This is a genomic window from Erwinia psidii, assembly GCF_003846135.1.
Classification (GTDB): Bacteria; Pseudomonadota; Gammaproteobacteria; order Enterobacterales; family Enterobacteriaceae; genus Erwinia; species Erwinia psidii.
The window spans coordinates 15,544-28,481 of sequence record NZ_RHHM01000025.1; the positions used below are offsets into that span (position 1 = coordinate 15,544).

Consider the following 12,938-nt stretch of genomic DNA (forward strand, 5'->3'; position numbering starts at 1 on the left):
AGGAGATCCTGAGTGTAGAAAATATCAAAAAGAAAACTGAAGGCGTCATCAGAGGTGACGACCCGTAATATCAGGGGATGCTTATCCGCACAGCACCATCGCGCGTGCCGGGTCGAGAGCAATCAGCCCGGCCAGCAGGCTGTCCATTTCAGGGGCGAAACGGGCTCTGTCGCTTTCGCAGCGACCGGCTTTCATGCGCAGCAGACGAAGACGGCGGACCTGTACATCGAACAGCAGTCCCGGCTCCCACTCGCTGAGCGTCAGCTGCGGGGCGCTGTCGGTCAGTTCACCCAGCAAATGGAGGGCGAGTTCATTACGTCCGTACTGCTCTGCCACCTTTGCCATCAGCAGACGCAGCAGCCAGCGGCTGCGGGGTGAGGCCATGTCCGGGCGATTCTGCAGCCAGCTAAGTGCCGCCTCCGGGCCCTCACTGTCGCCCTTCTCCATCGCCTCCGCTTCCAGTGCCAGAATGTCATCTGCCTGAGCGGCGGTGGCCACTGCCGGCTCGTCACTGAAGCCCGGCATGTCATCGTTGACCTTTTCGGCTATCCAGTTCAGCGTCACCTCATCGGCAAGCGGCGAGCCGTCGTTCCAGGTAAGTGTCTCCAGGCCGGGAAGACGTTTGAGCATCAGCTTCAGGTCGCTCAGAATATAGTCGGCCCATTGCTCCCAGGGATTTCCTGCGCGGCTCAGCCCCTGCCACAGATACCACTGCAAATCGAGCCAGAAGCGGTTACCGCCTTCGGTGAACATCACGTCCACCTGCTCCACCAGTTCAGTCCAGCTCTGCTGCAGGTACAGGCGTTTAAGCTGGGCGCGATAGTCGGCCTTTGGCGGCAGCAGGCGCGTGCGACCGCTCACATCGAGTGCCGGCAGCTGCGTCACCAGGCCCCATCGGGCGGCCTTCATCATCCGGTGAGCGGCAAGCCAGCCCTGAGGTTAATCGACCACCCAGCCAGACAGCACGCGCAGCTGACGGACCAGCTCCACCTCCGATTTAACGGCCGCGGTCTCCGGCACGGCAGCGCCTGACGTCGGTGTACTGTGGTTGCTGTCACCTGCATGATCCTGGCCGGATGTTGCCACCGGCGTATCCAGCCCGCCGCTACCGGCCAGGCGGGTTTCCAGTGTGCGAAGCAGACCGGCAAATGTGGGACGCTCCACCTCTGGCAGCTGTTCCAGCGCGGTCTCCAGCAGGCGCAGCGCCGCCGCCGTTCTGGCGGTCTCTTCCCGCGTCGCATCCGGCCAGCGTGCTAACGCATCCAGCACTTTCCCACTGTTCAGCCAGTCGAGTGCAGCCAGCCTTGCGGTGCTGCGCTGGGGGTGGCAGTGCCCGCCGGACTGGCTGAGCATAGCGGCCAGCAACAGGATACCGTCCGTCAGCCCGGTATCGCCGTCACGCTGCAGGCGGGCAAAGGCATACCAGGTCACCGCCCGGATATCGCGGGCATGTCGGGTCAGAATGCTTTCCGCCAGGCGGCAGAGCACGTCGGTATCGGCGCCGGAAAGCTTGTTGATCTCCTCGCGCATCAGCTGGAAATCATCCTCATAGGTCGGGTCATCCCCGGCTCCATGACCGGTCAGGAGTGGTGTCAGCCACGGCGACCACAGAGAGAGGTTTTCCCGGCTCTTAGCGAGCAGTGCGGTACGCTGGTCCGCATCCGGAAGACACAGGGTCAGGAGCGTTTCTGCAGTCGCCATTTATTCGTCTCCGGCAAGGGTCAGTGAGCCGTCAGTCGCGCCCACGGAAAAAATAGTCTGCGGCAGGCTGAAGCCCTGAAGTTTGAGCAGCGCCAGTGGCCCGTCACCGAGTTCGCTGCACAGTATGAATTTCAGCGGATTACCGTCCGGGGTGATCCACACCAGCTGGGTGCGGCTGCTGTCGAGCGGAGTGATCAGCGCCTTATCCAGCAGGTGGATGAAGCCCCAGTTCCCCTGGTGGCTTTCATACAGGCGCATTTCGGTGTTCACTGAACGCCAGCTCAGATCCACACCGGGGTAATACGTATTACCCGGCCAGGTGAAACTCTGCCAGCTTTCCATCTGGTTGAAGTAATCCAGTTTCTGGCCATCGAGCGTCAGCTGCGTGCGGGCCACATCGCGCGACGGCCGGGCCATCAGCTCAAAATGCACCCCGGCATCGCCTTGGGCAAAGACGATATCGGAGATATCGGCAAGCTTATTGATGGCGGTAAGAAACGCGGGGCTGATGCTCATCCCCTGGCTGGCAGCCGGATCCACCATCCAGTGACTGCCTTCCTGATGCAGCATGCCGCCGAGGTTGGTTTTGATGAACGCGGCAATGCGCCCGGAGTCACTGCGCAGGAACTGGGCCAGCAGTGGCAGTGAGGCATCGCTGCCAGTGGCCTTAAACGGATAGCGTCCGGCAAAGGCGGTGTTCCATTGAGAGACAATGGTGCTCTGCCAGCGGGCATTGAGACTGCCTGCGGCCGGCGCCAGCACCTGACGCCAGGCCAGGTCAAGCGGTTGCACAAACAACGCCTGCCCGAAGCCGTTCCACTCCTGGCCGAGGCTTGCGGCCACCAGAGAGCCGTAGTCACGGGTATCGGTCAGGTCAATGGCTTTCCCCTGGAAAACAGTCTGGGCCAGCATCAGGGCCATCGCCTGCGGATCAGGGGCACTGGTCACCTGCTGCAGCTTGAGACGCACCTGGGTCACTCGGGCAAGCCAGGACTGGAAGCTGAGGTTACCGTTCGAGCCAGTCCCGTCCTTCCCGGCTATCAGGCCCGTGAGTGGACCAAACACGCCGTCCAGCGGACCTTTCGGTCCCTGCGCCTGTTCGATAAACTGCTTTGCGTTCTTCTTACGCCCCACCAGTTTCTTCGCCGAATCCACCAGAGAATCGGCCAGCGCCTCTCCTTTGGCCCCGGTCTGTCCCTGCCAGGCAAGCGTATTCATCAGCGCCACCAGAGGTGACTGACGCACATCCGCCAGCAGGTTCAACTGGGCAATGGCTTCCGAGAGCGACGCTGCTTCCTGCCACTGAATGCTGTTGGCCATATTCAGCCAGGCGTTGCCAAAATCGGTGAAGTAACGCTCGGTCAGGCGCTGTTTGAGCGCTTCCGGCGATACATCACTGCCCGGCTGATGGGTTTTATCAGTAAGCACCCAGTCGATTTCATCACGGCGGGTCTTCACCACCTCATCAATCGCGTCCTCAACCTGCTCTTCCCACGCCTGGCGGGTAAACATCCCCGGCACCACTTCTTCGGAGGAAAACAGTGATGACGCATCCGTATCACCGATCATGTCCGCGAGGGTTAAATCCGGCCAGTTACGGGCAATCCGCCCGAGCATCTCCTGATACAAACCGGATTCAGCGTTACGCTGACCAATCTGTTTGAGCAGAATCTGACGTACCGTCCCCACCAGTTCGCGGTCTGGGGTAATTTTCCACTCAGGGTGTGCCGGTAAGTTCTGCGCCCAGAAGCCGAGCAGTTTCGGGGCCTGTGTCTGCCACACGCTGTCCGGTACACCGCTGCGGTGCGGCCAGGCTTTCAGCATATTGCCGGCAAGCCAGTTCGCATCCGCTTTGTCAGGACGGGCCAGCATCAGGTAGCCTTTAAGCAGGCTGTAGGTCTTTTGGGTGGCTGACGTACGTGCGCTGCTTGCCGGTGGCAGCTGTACAAAAGCGTTCAGCTGGCGGTGGAGTTCGTCTGCCAGCGCATCGCGCATCAGTTGCTGGTTGTTTCGGGCATACAGTGGCCAGAGCATCTTCAGCGTGTCACTGTCCTGGTTCAGGCCAAAGCGGGTGTACCACGGCGCGCCGTGTACTTCGCGGTTCTGCAGGCGGGCAATAGTCTGTTGTAACGCCAGCTGGTTACGCAGGCGTTCGGGCAAAGGCTGCTTTGTGTCAGCGGCAACGCGCGCCGTATCCTGCGCCAGCCAGATTTGGGTGCGGTTAACGGACAGCGACAGTAGCGTACCCGCCCCCCAGAGCAGAACCAGCCCCAGCAGCACCAGGCTCAGCACCTTCTGTCCGTGGAAGCCGATTTTACGGGCATGCACCTGCAGGCTGTCGTTTTCGAGTTCCTGCCAGACTGCAGGTGACAGGCGCGCATGCGCTACTGTTTCGGTTCCCGGCAATGCCGGACTGAACATCACCCCACGCAGACGGTAAGGGGCTGGCCCTGACATCAGCGTGGTCAGCAGCGGGGCCAGAGAGCGTCGCAACGAGCCGCGCAGGGCTTTTGACAGGCTCAGCAGCCAGAGGTGCTGTGAGTTCTCCAGCAGCGCCGCTACGCCGGGTGTTTGCAGGTCTGACGAGAGTGAGGTCAATGTCGAACGGACCTCTTCCGTTGTCGCACCAGGACCAAACAGCGCGCCGGCTGGAGGTACACCCACTCCGTCCTGGTCCCAGGTGCCTTCCCGGACAAGCCACAACCAGACCGGCAGTTGCCAGCCCAGCAACGAATCTGTCTTCTGGCGCACACGCACCAGGGTGTCCTGTTTGGCCGTATCGGGCAGTGCAGCCGCATTCATCACCTGCACCACGCCGTCCAATGGACGCTGCGGGCGCACCTCTTTCAGTACGTCCAAAAACTCATCGTCGGGCACGCTTTCCGCCAGGCCACCGTGGATCAGTACAATCCCGTCACTCTCCTGCCAGTGGTCACGCTTAAGACCCGGTACCACTTTTTCGATATCGTTGTCGGTACCCTGTACCAGCAGCAGGCGCACTTTAGCTTTCCAGCGGCGACGGTAACGCAGACGCAGGTGATCGACCAGCGCCTCAGCCACAAACCGGGAGGTGTCCGCGTCCGTATGCTTTGCTTCAGGCTGGGATGACGCAGCCTGCTGTCCGGAGGCTACCGCATCCAGCTTTCCCTGCTTCTCGCCGTTCTTCGTGAAGACGGTTTCAAGCACCCAACCGATGATCAGTGCCGCCAGCATCAGCAGCAGACTGATGATCACTATACCGGTCGTACTGAACGGCCCGATGTTGAAGGTGTCTTTAACCCACTCAGGCCAGAACCAGAGCGCGCCGCCAATGAGGCAGACAGATAAAGCGCCCAGGAGCAGCGCAAGCAGAAAGGTGGATGCGATTTTCATAGATAGAGGAGAGCAATCCCTTGAGAGTTATTCTGGTGTGACAATACAGAGTTGTCGGTTGTCTTCAGCCAGTTCCGTGACAGTAAGCTGCGCTTTGCTGTCGTTGAGGCACTGGCGGGTTGCCAGCTGTAACGCCTGCCAGGGAGCGGCAACGCCCGCAAACCCGACAACCGTATCAATATGGGTAATTTTATCGGCTTTAAGTCCCGGGGCATGTGCCTCCCTGGCTTTGCTGAAGATGTCGCCGGAGGCCATCTGGCCACCGCTGGTCCATGCCTGCTTCAGTGCTGTTTTTTCCAGCCCTGACCACATCATGACGCGTTCAAATGCCCGGTCGAGATTGCCATCGCGGCAAATCTGCGGCCGGTGAACTTTGACCGACACGTCTGGAACATCTTTCAGACGACAGTTGGTCAGCAGTAACACGGAAATGGCTTCGCCACTGTCCTCTGGCGGGTGTTCGTAAAGCTGAGCGCTGACCACCAGTAACGCGGCAGCACGGTCATAATGGCAGTCCAGCCAGTAGTCGAGGAGTTCCAGCCCCGTCAGGTCACGGATACGTACCAGCGGGTGAGTCACGTTTTTTTGCAGGAGCGATGGCAAAGTCGAAAACTGTTCACCGGTATCCACCGCCAGATAGCAGGTCAGCGTCGACGGGAGCAACGACACCAGATTCTGGGCGTGGGCTGTAATCGCCGGGAGATAATGGTCTTCCCGGTCAGCTATTTCTCCGGTGGCCGCCAGCGCCCGGTGACGAATCGGATTGCCGCCATCGACCGGCTCACAGGGCATCATCAGGGGCTTTTTAGCTAACACCGCCTCATGCGTCATTGGACTGGCAGACCCCAGCCCGTTAATCAGGACTTCACCGATAAGCCAGGCAAAGCGCTGCCCGCGCGCAACGTCTGCGCGGTACCGGGCGGCGGTTGTGGCGTTTTTTCTCTCACAACGGCCACAAAGGAGCACGTAGCCAAAATAGCGCCCGACAATCAAAAGGCCCCATAACACGACAGGTAGTCCTGTTGACAGCCCCCAGAACGCTGCACCGGAGCGCTCGCCCTTCCAGAACAGGAATGTAGCTGCAGCTCCCGCCAGCAGCATCGCAATGCCCAGGAGCAGCCAGCGTTTAAAACTCGGACGGGGCGGCAGTTTCTCCTGCACGGGAATGCGCTCAAGTTCAACCGGCACGTTTACCCCACCAGAGCATTGGGCAGTGAGCTGATAAGCGTGCAACCGCAACCACACTTGTGACCGTGGAAAGCCACAGGAACACCGCGATCGCGATAATTTGGGTTACCTTCAACGATAGTGGTATCACCATGCTCCGGGCAGGAAACACGATCACCTTTGCAGGCCACGCCAATATCTCCAAAAAGCATGGTTGTTGAACAGGACAGCACAGCACCACCGTGTGTGGTTTTGTCACCAAGACGGATTATTCCTTGCATATACTTTTGCGTTCCTTTTTCATTCTTTAATCGATAGTGGAATAGATAAATCATCTTCCACACATAGCCAGAGAAACATTTAAAAAACAGCAACAAAATATCTTTACTTTTTATTAAACTCAATTACTTCAGGGACGGACATGTTAGCTTGAATGAAAGGCGCTCTATCTTTTATTGTATAAATCAATTTATTACCCTTAATTTCCGCGCTTGCTGTTCCTTCACCATCGAAAGTGCTTTCAAATTTAATATCTGCAACCCCATCTTTAACATCGCCATGGACGTTATCATCATCTTTTTCAGCACAATCTATTCGATTACCATTGTTTGTGATAAAACAATACTTACCTGTCACATGGCTACCTGTCTGAACAAGATCTATAGTAAATGAATTTGATTTACCCTTTTCTTCCCAATGACCTGTCATACAGGCCATTGAACTTGATGAAGCAAAGAGTAAAGCCAACAATATCTTTTTCATACACTCATCTTTATGCAATTATCTACACGCTCATTCGACCCATCAAAAACTCCCAACCATCAATCACAGGAAAGAGAGGGGTTACCTATTTTCGCATAGCAACTGGCTTTCAGATTTATTCCCCAGTATTTTCGAAAGGATATAATTTCTTTTTATCTATACTTTTTTTCATTTGCGATTGTTCTACAAACGAAGGCCAGCCATACGATTTGGTGATAAATTCCCATGAATAGAACTCAGCACCATTATCTATAATTGATATATTCAAAATACTCCAACTCTCATCAGAGCAATGTAATTTTTTGGCGTAATCAGAATCAGTGAAACACGCCCTTATCTGTTCCTTACTATAAAATGGTATTTTAGAAAACACCGTCTTGTATGTCCCATCTTCATTTAGCATGATAAAATCAGCTAGGTCCATCTCCTTACCACCGCCTGAATAAGAAGTAGACCATTTCTGAACCAGAGCAACTGCATTTTGAGTTTTGCTTAGTGGGTACAAGGCTGGAAAAATATTAATACCACCATCTGATAAATCCTCCCCATCATCATCAAAACCATCTTTCATAGCATAGTTACTGAAGTCCCATACCTGAGAAACTAAATACCCTGCGCCTGCGTCGTTTTTAATTTTAACAAGGACTCGTGATGATGTAGTTAAGAAAATCTCACTTGGGTTATTTTTTTCCTTCCATATCTTTGCCTGCTCATTTTCACCACAGTATTTTTTGACAGAATTGCAAATAGCAGAATACTCTACACTCTCAGTTTTAACACCAACAAAAGGAACAGGTTTAATATCAGATGCTAAAACATAAGAAGAAAACAAAATGGACAATGCTATAATAACTTTTTTCATAATAAATAAATCCTAAACAATAGAATAAAACTAACACAACGCATCAATTTTTTCATTGATAATATCAACTTTCCTCGTGTCATTTTTGCTCTGGTATAAGGTTAGCGCCCTTCGATAGGCTTTAAGTGCTTCTGTTTTATCTTTACCAGTCCCAACAACTCTAACCTGAAGAGGATCATGATAACGCCCCCAACTGTAAGCATATACACGATAGTTATAAATCTCACTATCTTCAAACGAAAATACTCCATCGGTCATTTTTGATGACAAATGATCTGCTTTTAAAACACTGACAGCTGTCTTAAAGTATTTAAGCCGATCTGTGTATCCGTTAAATCCACCATTAATCAATGCAGTGGCCATATTAAAATCATCAAGCTTCGCATGTTTTGATATTTTTTTATTTATGCAGTAAAACCAAAACGCTGATTTAACACAATGCGGATAATCTGCAACTTTGTTTCTGGCTGAATCATTAGACGTAAAGTTTTCTCCAATATACTCACCATATCTAACATATACATCCTCCCATGTAAGCTGAATTAGCCCACGACCAAACCATGGGGCATAATCTTTACGTGAACCCCCGATTTCTTTTGTTAACTGCAATCCACCGCTTTCATGGCAGCATTGAGCCAAGAAATGAGCTTTTTCTCGGCAAGTTGTTATTTGGAACTCTCTAAAACCATCATTGAATGCTGGAAGGTATTGTTCTAATGTCTCTTTTTTTGCTTTTGGAGCTATCAAGCATAACTCTTCAATTGTTATATTACGATTACATGCACAGAGTGTTTTATTATTAATCGAATCCAAAAATACCACTGGATGCATATGCCAGACTGGCTCACCACTACTGAATTCGTCCACCTTGCTCATCCACTCCATGTCGTCAAACCACTGTCTGACATAGCTGACACACAGGGGGTCCAGCTGTTTTAAAAACGTTCTCCAGCGGTGATGGCTGCTGCCACCAAACCATTCACTGTCGTGTCTGACCACCATTCGCGCCGCGATATCTCTGACATCCAGCTCCGCATAATTAACCGCGTGACGCAGTTCTTCACCGGAAAGATCGCCACTGTTATCGCTGTCCATTTTCCGCAGCAGGGCTTTGTAGTAGTCAGACACCTGTTTTTCCTGAATACCGCGCTCAGGACGTACCCATTCCGCCATTCTGGTGAACCCGTCTTTAATCCACCCTTCGCTCAGGGATTTCGTCATATCTGATGTGGAGGGCTCTTCAAATGTACTGAAGCCCAGCTTTTTCAGGTCGTACTGGCAGATATCCGCGTCCACATCAGCTTCGCTGAGCCAGGCCCCGTCGCCGATATCAAACCAGCGCTTACCGCTGCTGTCGGTGAACGGATGGCATTTATCCTGCGGTATGATTTTGTGAATATCTTTCTTCACCTGCCCTTTGGTCTGGGTGAAGCTATCGCCGGAACGGCTATAAATGAAGCTTTCCGGGTGGATATGAACGTGTTTCGGGCCGCTTTTCACCTGTGCCTTATTGCTCAGAAAATCACTCATCCGGCTGTCAGTACTGAGCACTTCAATATGCACAAAAGCACTTTTTTCCACACCGTGCATGTCACAAGGGGCAACATCTTCAGCCAGGTAACCCACAGCATCGCCTGCTGTCACCTCAAATTTGGTTGCAGGTTTAACGACGGTATCAAATGTGCCCTCAGCAACAGCCTGCTGCATCCAGGCCGGCAGGTGTGCCCTCTGCTCACCCACGGACGTCACATATTGCGGGTCAAGCGACACCCAGAACGCCCTGCCTGTCATTTCGGATTTGCTGTTCAGTGCCCGGGCAAGCCCGAACGTCTGCGTCTGTCCCTTCAGGTCGAAGGTGATCTCCCGTAGTACAATGACGCTGTCACCCGTTTTCAGCTTATTCTTCGCAACCGGAGCCATGTCACCGGCTTTTTCTTTGCCGGTAAATGCACGTTTACGCAGCCCGTCGCCCTTTTCAGTAACCTGGTACAGCTTATGTTTGGGAAATGCTGAGAGCGGTGCAAGCCCGATATACAGCGAGTAAAAATCGAGGCTGTTATCCTTCTTTTCGGGATCCGGGGTACAGGTGGATTTGACCAGCACAAAGGTACTGGAATACTGCAGCGGGTTATTGATGTATTTACCGGTCAGATAGTCCTGATTAATACGCCAGGCCACCACTTCGCCGCCCGCCATAAACTGAAGCGGCACCGCAGAGTCTGCAGTCTCCTTTATCAGGACTGAACCAAGGGCGCTCTTACGGGTGATGTGGATCCCGCCGTGCCACATGTTATTTGTTCCGGCCAGCCAGGAGCCGTGTGGCTCCTGATAGAGCGGCTGCATCATGTCATCCACAGTGGCGTACTGCTCGCCATTCGCTTTTCGGGCAGGAAAACAGATTTTCATTCCGGTCATCCTTAACGTGAAGGGATATTACGTGTTTTGCGCGGCGTCACGCTGGCGTTTGTCTGGCTGAACTTAGGCGGTGTGGTGTCCATACTGCCACCGGCCATCGGTGAGCGGTAATGCGAGGATTTCACCAGGTAATCGCCCAGGGTTTCTTCCACAATGCCGCCGTTATCCAGCGTGATACTGGAGCCGCCACCGTTAAGTCGCAGTTTAGGCGCGCTGATGAGCAGCTCATCCTTGTTACTGCTGATGGTAAACAGCAGCTCAGATGTCATCTCCATTGAGCTCGCCTCTGCGCGGACTTCAACGTCTCCCTGATTAGCAATCAGCTTAGCCCCGGACTGATGAGCAAACAGCCCGACAGACTCACTGGCGGCCAGCGTGATGTTCTTCATTGCTCCCATATCCAGATGCTGACCCGCATTCAGGATGGTGTTCTGCTTGCTGGTCATCTGAAGGTGCTCCCCCGAAGTGAACGCAACACCCTGAGGTGCACTGCCCAGCAGGACGGCGGACTGAAGGTTTCTCAGGCGGTTTTCCAGCAGTCGGTTCTGGCTTTCAAGGTCGCATGTGAGTGCCTGAGCCTGCTGCGCGAGCAGATTGAGCCGCTTCATTTCGGCCGCTGACTGATTCAGGATCTCAATAGCCGGTGCCATATCCAGCATTTTGCCCTGCGCCGCCGGTTGTGTATCGGCGGTCAGGAACATGCCTCGCCCGGCGCGCAGCGCCCCGTACTCATCGGTACGCAATTCAAATCCGATGCCGCGGGGCTGACGTTCACTGTCCACGACGTGGCCACCGTTGAGTTGCGTCTTGCCAAACGGCGTCGCGAGCTTGAAATGCTCTTCCTGGCGCTTGTCTTCCAGGCGGAATTTGTTATCCCCCGCCGTGCGCCAAATGTTGCGCGTGTGATTGTCGCGGGTAACGTGATCAGGATGTTCGGAATCGTGCTGGGCATAAGCGATATAAGGCCTGTCCGGGTCGCCGCTGTCAAACACCACCGAGACTTCGGTGCCATCAAGCAGCGGGAAGTGAAAACCATAGTTATCCCCGGCATACGGTTTGGCCATCCGCAGCCAGAGGTACGCATACCCCTGCTCAGTGCTGCTGCGGTCAAAATCGAGTCGGACCCGATAGCGCCCCCGGTTGTCCAGGTACGCACAGGTGTCACCTTTCTCGTCGCTTTCCACCCGGGCAGGGAGAGAGCCGGCGATCACCGGGCGGTTGATTAGCGCCGGACGATAGCAGACGGTTTCACTGTAAGGGATCCCCGTGAAGTGCAGCTGAAAACCCTTGTCACGCGCACCGGATGTCTGAACACCGGTGATCACGATGCCGTCTTTGAGCGAATCAGCAAGACTACTGCCCTGCGGCTCCAGTACTTCGCCCGGGGCCAGAACCGGACTGCTCGCACGACCTGTGACCGTCTGCTGGGCATTCAGGTAGCGCTCATGCCGCAGACGGGCAAACCAGGCTCCACCTTCCGGGGCCTCTGTATCCCCTTCGCTCAGGAAGGGCTCAGCGTAGTGATACACCTCACCGATGGTGGCACCTCCTTCCTGGCGAACGGTCACGGAGCTGTCCTGCGGGGTCAGCGCATCACGGTAGTTATAGTCGCGGGTGGCTACGCCTCCGGTGACCACATGGTCTGTCGGCCGAATATCCCAGACGCTCTCCTGACCGTTATCGCTGGTGCGTGACGGCGGAATAATGGGCAGCTTCACGCCAAACTGATACTGCATCTGGCTGTCCTGGAAAATCACCACATCCTGTTCAATGCGGCCATCCATTTCAAAGCGCCAGAAGATGCCCACCTCAGCCAGCAGACGCTGAACAAAGGCCAGGTCTGTTTCTCGCCACTGGGTGATCAGTTCACGGACCGGGTAATGCTGCGACAGGCGAAACTCAAAGTCCGCCCCTTCGAGACCGTGGGCGCGCAGAATTTGCTCCACCACTTCCGGCACCGACTGATTCAGATACACTTCACTGCGCTGTGTGTGCTGCATCAGGGCAATACGCGGCACGATACACAGAGCATAGGTGATTTCATCCCCCGACATCGAGATCCGACGGAATGCATCCACCACGCCGTAGACCGTGCGCACTGGCACGGCAGGCGTACCATCAAACAAAGGTGTCTGGAACGTGAAGGATGCCGGTTTCAACATGACTTCAGTGCTGGCAATACTTGCCGCACAGGTAACGGTGACCTCGTAACGCCACGGCTGGCTCAGCGATTCGCTGGCACGAAACCGCAGCACGTCCAGGAAATGATTACACTCATGCACATCCACCCGGTAGCGTGACAGCCCCAGGGCTTCATTCATCGCCTTCTGCGCCAGGCTGCTTAAGCTCTCAATCATCGTTCACCTCCGGCTGTGTCTTCTGCACGACATCAAACGCCAGCACGATGCCCTCTTCCTCATCCCATCCAAGTGTCAGACTGTGCGGTTTCTGCTTCGCGGCCATATGGGTCAGCAGTTGCTGACTCAGTACCGGCAGGATTTGCTGGTTGAGCAGGCTGTCGACGTTACGTGCCCCTGTATCCGGCAACAGGCAGGCGGCGGTCAGTGCGTCATACAGGCTGCCATCAATATGCGTGGTCAGGCCGTAGTGACGGCTCAGGCGTTTGCTGACCTGAGCCAGTTTCATTTCCACGATGGTA

At 54.6% G+C, this 12,938-nt stretch carries 7 protein-coding genes and 2 pseudogenes; all 9 read right to left on the reverse strand.

Annotated elements, in window-relative coordinates; all coding sequences use genetic code 11:
• Positions 1-81: 81 nt before the first annotated feature.
• Positions 82-1,701: pseudogene (tssA, locus tag EB241_RS20395) on the reverse strand (type VI secretion system protein TssA).
• Entirely contained in the window at positions 1,702-5,073 is a 3,372-nt protein-coding gene (locus EB241_RS20400; protein ID WP_124234893.1) for an ImcF-related family protein, read from the reverse strand.
• A gap of 27 nt (positions 5,074-5,100) precedes the next feature.
• Positions 5,101-6,261 (reverse strand): hypothetical protein, encoded by a 1,161-nt coding sequence (locus tag EB241_RS20405; protein WP_124234894.1) that lies wholly within the window; start codon positions 6,259-6,261, stop codon positions 5,101-5,103.
• Positions 6,262-6,263: 2 nt separating this feature from the next.
• Positions 6,264-6,521 (reverse strand): PAAR domain-containing protein, encoded by a 258-nt coding sequence (locus EB241_RS20410; protein WP_124234895.1) that lies wholly within the window; start codon positions 6,519-6,521, stop codon positions 6,264-6,266.
• A gap of 103 nt (positions 6,522-6,624) precedes the next feature.
• Positions 6,625-7,002, reverse strand: coding sequence for a hypothetical protein (locus EB241_RS20415; protein WP_124234896.1), 378 nt, complete (start codon positions 7,000-7,002; stop codon positions 6,625-6,627).
• A 115-nt stretch (positions 7,003-7,117) separates the two neighbouring features.
• Entirely contained in the window at positions 7,118-7,864 is a 747-nt protein-coding gene (locus tag EB241_RS20420; RefSeq protein WP_124234897.1) for a hypothetical protein, read from the reverse strand.
• Between the two features lie 30 nt (positions 7,865-7,894).
• Positions 7,895-10,153: a hypothetical protein gene (locus EB241_RS21705; RefSeq protein ID WP_233592665.1), complete on the reverse strand. Its 2,259-nt coding sequence runs from the start codon at positions 10,151-10,153 to the stop codon at positions 7,895-7,897.
• A 128-nt stretch (positions 10,154-10,281) separates the two neighbouring features.
• Positions 10,282-12,636: a type VI secretion system Vgr family protein gene (locus tag EB241_RS20430; RefSeq protein WP_124234898.1), complete on the reverse strand. Its 2,355-nt coding sequence runs from the start codon at positions 12,634-12,636 to the stop codon at positions 10,282-10,284.
• Positions 12,629-12,938, reverse strand: a pseudogene (locus EB241_RS20435) (type VI secretion system ATPase TssH); the annotation flags it as partial. The pseudogene EB241_RS20435 and the gene EB241_RS20430, both read right to left, overlap by 8 nt.

What these genes read in the sequence shown, in the direction of transcription:
- EB241_RS21705 (WP_233592665.1), bottom strand. Translation starts at nt 10,153, where the DNA reads ATGTGGCACGGCGGGATCCACATCACCCGTAAGAGCGCCCTTGGTTCA.
- EB241_RS20420 (WP_124234897.1), bottom strand. Translation starts at nt 7,864, where the DNA reads ATGAAAAAAGTTATTATAGCATTGTCCATTTTGTTTTCTTCTTATGTT.
- EB241_RS20410 (WP_124234895.1), bottom strand. Translation starts at nt 6,521, where the DNA reads ATGCAAGGAATAATCCGTCTTGGTGACAAAACCACACACGGTGGTGCT.
- EB241_RS20415 (WP_124234896.1), bottom strand. Translation starts at nt 7,002, where the DNA reads ATGAAAAAGATATTGTTGGCTTTACTCTTTGCTTCATCAAGTTCAATG.
- EB241_RS20430 (WP_124234898.1), bottom strand. Translation starts at nt 12,636, where the DNA reads ATGATTGAGAGCTTAAGCAGCCTGGCGCAGAAGGCGATGAATGAAGCC.
- EB241_RS20400 (WP_124234893.1), bottom strand. Translation starts at nt 5,073, where the DNA reads ATGAAAATCGCATCCACCTTTCTGCTTGCGCTGCTCCTGGGCGCTTTA.